This window comes from Candidatus Schekmanbacteria bacterium (assembly GCA_003695725.1).
In the GTDB taxonomy this organism is placed as follows: domain Bacteria; phylum Schekmanbacteria; class GWA2-38-11; order GWA2-38-11; family J061; genus J061.
Genome location: RFHX01000200.1, coordinates 1 through 4,230 on the forward strand (window position 1 = coordinate 1; position 4,230 = coordinate 4,230).

Genomic DNA, 4,230 nt, shown 5'->3' on the forward strand with positions numbered 1-4,230 from the left:
AGATTAAGCAATCTTATTTATGATGAAGATTTTAGCAATAGAGATGAAAAAGATAAAATTTATAATAAAGAGGTAACTGCAACTGTGAAGAAAAACAGGTATGACTCTTATATATATTTTTTGAGCAGATTTTATCGTTATCGTCCTGCTTTCTTTTATCAGAATATAAAAAGAGCATTAATGCGAAGATTATAGGATAAAGATAATGTGCGGCATATGTGGAATTTATAATCGCAAAGGCGAATATGTGGAAAGAGAATATATTCGTGCTATGAGGGATGTGATGGCACATCGGGGCCCTGATGGTAAGGGAGAATATATAGAGGGAAAGATTGGGTTGGGCCATCGCCGCTTGAGTGTTATTGACATTGAAGGCGGACATCAGCCTATGTGCAATGAAGACGGCAGATACTGGATTGTCTATAATGGCGAGATATATAATTTCAAGGATTTGCGCATTGAATTGGAGAAGAAAGGGCATCTTTTCAAATCAAAATGCGACACAGAAGTTATTCTTCACCTTTATGAAGAAGAAGGGGAAAAGTGTCTTTCATTTTTCAATGGAATGTTTGCATTTGCCATATGGGATAAGCTTGAAAAAAAACTTTTTATTGCTCGAGATAGATTGGGAATTAAACCTTTATATTTCTATTATGATGAAAATATTTTCTTATTTGCATCTGAAATAAAATCAATTCTTAGTTATCCCGCTATTTCCTGTAGACTAAACAGGGAAAAAGTGAAGGAGTATCTTCTTTTTAGATATGTTGCCGGCAGTGAAACTTTGTTTAAGGGCATAGAATCGCTTGAGCCCGGCAACTATATGTACATAGATGAGAAGAGTATTCAAGTTAAATCGTATTGGACATTGGATTGCAAAGGAGATGACGAATACGGAGAAGAGTTTTCAGAAGTAGATATACTCTTTCAACTCAAAGATTCTATCAAGAAACGTCTTATAAGTGATGTCCCTCTTGGATGTTTTTGCAGTGGAGGAATCGATTCAAGCCTTGTTACGGCTATAGCATCTGGGATGACAGATTTTCAGCTTTCAAGCTATTCCATTGGTTTTAGAGAAGAAAAATATGATGAAAGAAATTATGCACGACAGGTGGCAAAAAGATATTCAACAATCCATAATGAGGTGGTAGTTGATAACAGGGAATTTTCAGAAGCATTGCCAAAGATAATTTGGTTTCTTGATGAACCATTGAATCATGCTAATTCAGTGCAAATTTATCTTTTGAGCCGTTATGCAAAAAATTATGTGACAGTTGTTTTAACTGGAGAAGGGGCAGACGAAACATTTGGAGGTTATCCAAGATACCTTATTCCGAAAATTGTTCTTTCGTTGAAGAAATTGCCGTCTTTCTTGAGTGAAGCTGCTTTTTTCATACTTGATAAGATGAATAATAGAAAAATAAAGAAGCTTTGTGATTCAATCCATTTATTGCCCGATGAGATGGCTGTAAACAATAGCAAATGGGTAAGAAATGAAATAGTTGATTCGATCTGCAGTGATAAAGAAGTATTAGATTTAAGTGCTCGTATGAATAAATTTAAATTCAATGGCTGTAGTGGAAGCGATTTCTTGCAGTCTCTTCTCATTTATGAACAACAGACATATCTTGTTTCAATTTTGAATCGTGCTGACAAAATGAGTATGGCTGCTGGATTGGAATTGAGAGTGCCTTTCCTTGACCATAACCTTGTTCAAAATGTAAATAGAATATCAATCAAAAAGAAACTCCACTTCTTGGAGACTAAGAGCATACTAAAAAATATAGCAAGGAATTTTCTTCCAGACAGCATTGTTGATAGAAAAAAATCAGGATTTGGGAATCCTATCGATTCCTGGCTGTTGGACAAGGAGGGATTGGGAAAGTATCTGGATATAATTTTGTCGCAAAAAATCAGAGAACTTGATTTTTATAAAAAAGAGTCTGTTGAAAAACTTCTTTCAGAGCAAAAAAATGGCGCTAGAAATGGAAGTATATTATGGCAGTTGATAAACTTTTCTATTTGGTATGACACTTTCTTCTAAATCGATAAAAAAGCCTTTGAAAGTTTTGCATACAATTTATTCCCTTGAGGCAGGAGGTGCAGAAAGAGTTGTCTATCATTATGCACTCTATCATAACAGAGAAAATTTTATTCCAATTGTTTGCGGAATTAAAAAGGGAGGAGAATTTGCAAAGGAGATAGAGAAGCTGGGTGTAAAAGTTTACATCGCTAATGAAGGGAATTCATCCCCATTAGAGATTGTTAAAAGAATAAGGAAGATTATAAAAGAGGAAAATGTCTCAATAGTCCATTCCCATGGCCAAGTTGCAAATACATGGACAATTCCTGCAGTGTTGAATTCTTCTGTAAAGTGCTTTGTAAAAACGGAACATAATGTGCATTATCCAGGATTCAAAGCAAGAATTCATTCACTCATAAACAGGTCTTTTTATTTCTTGAATGACAAGATTTTTGCAGTTTCAGATGCTGTTAGAAATGCTCATTTGAGCGCGGCATTTGCTGGGAGAGATAGATTTGTGACTGTCCATAACGGAATTGATTACGACCCTTTTGAGTCTGTAGAAATAGATAAAGAAAATCTGTTGAAAGAATTAAATATTGGGAAAGACTGTTTGATTGTTGGCACGATAGGAAGTCTTACAAAACAAAAACGGCAAGATGTTTTTTTGAGAGCCATGGCAAAGGTGTGCAATGAATTTGATGATGTTAGGGGAATCATTGTAGGTAAAGGCCCCCTAATGGAAGAGTTGCAGTCTCTTTCAAAAAGATTGAATATAGAAAATAAGGTAGTTTTTTGCGGGTTGCGAAGAGATATACCGCAAATCTTGAAATTGATTGATATATTTGTCCTGTCATCTGATTGGGAGGGATTCCCAATATCTTTGCTTGAAGCAATGGCATCAGGATGTCCAAGTGTAGCAACGAATGTAGGTGGAAATAGAGAAGCCATCGAAGAAGGAGTAAACGGATACCTTGTGCCACCAGATGATTACATAGCTTTAGCAGAAAAGATTTGCAACCTTTTAAGAAATAGAAGAATAATTATGGATATAGGGACAAATGCCAAAAAAATTTTTCTAGAAAAGTTTACAGCCGAAAAGATGGTTGGGAAAAGTGAAGAAATTTATTTAGACATTTTAAAGGAGAAAAATTCTGCCGTTGCTAAAAAATATAATTAAAAGAAGCATTCCACCAAAGCTGCTGCCTTTTGCACGCTTTCTTTACAGAATGAAATCTGTCCCAAGATACTGGATACCCTATGCCTTTTTGGATGGAAAGGCATTCAAACCAATCTCACTTCATTATGAGATAACATTTAGATGTAATCAACGATGTGCAATGTGCCCGCAACAGAAGGAAAAAGAATCAGAGGATTCAAAGATAATGACAGCCATCAAATGCAATAAAGAGTTAGAAAAAGAAGAAATATATAAACTGGCAGATGATGCTGAAGAAGCGGGCATCAAAGAGTTTACAATAACAGGAGGGGAACCATTCATAAGAAAAGATATTATTGATATCCTTTCATATTGCAGTAAAAAATCCTTCTCTCTTGGACTATTGAGCAATGGCACTCTGATTGATGATGAAAAGGCAGAAAAGTTAGTCTCTCTTGGAGTGAATAATCTTCAGGTATCTATTGAGGCAGGTGAAGAGATTCACAACAAAATAAGGAATCAGCCTAATGCATTTAAACTTTTATTAAAAGCTCTTGACCGAGTAAATTATGAGAAAGAAAAACAAAGAAAAAGCAAACCGATAATTACTTTCTGTTGCACAATCTCTTCTTTGAATGCGCCTTATTTGAGCACTTTACTTGATATTGCTGAAAGATACGAGGCAGAAGTAAATTATGGCTATCTTTTTTATTCTACTGAAGAAATGGATAGGAAAACTAATGAAATCTATAATATGGGCCATTCTAAAGAGGAATCTCAAGATATTTCTGATGAATTGAAACGAGTGGATGTTGAAGCTCTTTCACGGGAAATAGACAAAATTTATGAAATATCTGAAAAGAAAAAAATCCCTGTTAGGTTTTCTCCCCCCTTAAAAGGAGATGAAATTCCTAAAAGATTCAGCGATGATTCCTTTGCTTATGCATATAAATGTTTTTATCCTTGGTATGCTGTCCGTGTAAATCCATATGGTGATGTCTATCCATGCTCAATGAATATTACTATGGGCAATATTAAAGATGAAAGG

At 35.0% G+C, this 4,230-nt stretch carries 4 protein-coding genes; all 4 read left to right on the top strand.

Features of this window, described 5'->3' with window-relative positions; all coding sequences use genetic code 11:
- On the top strand, positions 1–195 hold a 195-nt coding region (locus D6734_07885), incomplete at its 5' end, for a hypothetical protein (protein ID RMF94388.1).
- A gap of 10 nt (positions 196–205) precedes the next feature.
- On the top strand, positions 206–2,044 hold the full coding sequence (asnB, locus tag D6734_07890; protein ID RMF94389.1) for an asparagine synthase (glutamine-hydrolyzing): 1,839 nt from the start codon (positions 206–208) through the stop codon (positions 2,042–2,044).
- Entirely contained in the window at positions 2,028–3,203 is a 1,176-nt protein-coding gene (locus D6734_07895) for a glycosyltransferase (protein RMF94390.1), read from the top strand. The genes asnB and D6734_07895 overlap by 17 nt, the downstream gene beginning before the upstream one ends.
- On the top strand, positions 3,184–4,230 hold a 1,047-nt coding region (locus D6734_07900; GenBank protein ID RMF94391.1), incomplete at its 3' end, for a radical SAM protein. The genes D6734_07895 and D6734_07900, both read left to right, overlap by 20 nt.

Coding starts and splice junctions, on each gene's coding strand:
- D6734_07895 (RMF94390.1), top strand. CDS start 2,028: ATGACACTTTCTTCTAAATCGATAAAAAAGCCTTTGAAAGTTTTGCAT.
- asnB (RMF94389.1), top strand. CDS start 206: ATGTGCGGCATATGTGGAATTTATAATCGCAAAGGCGAATATGTGGAA.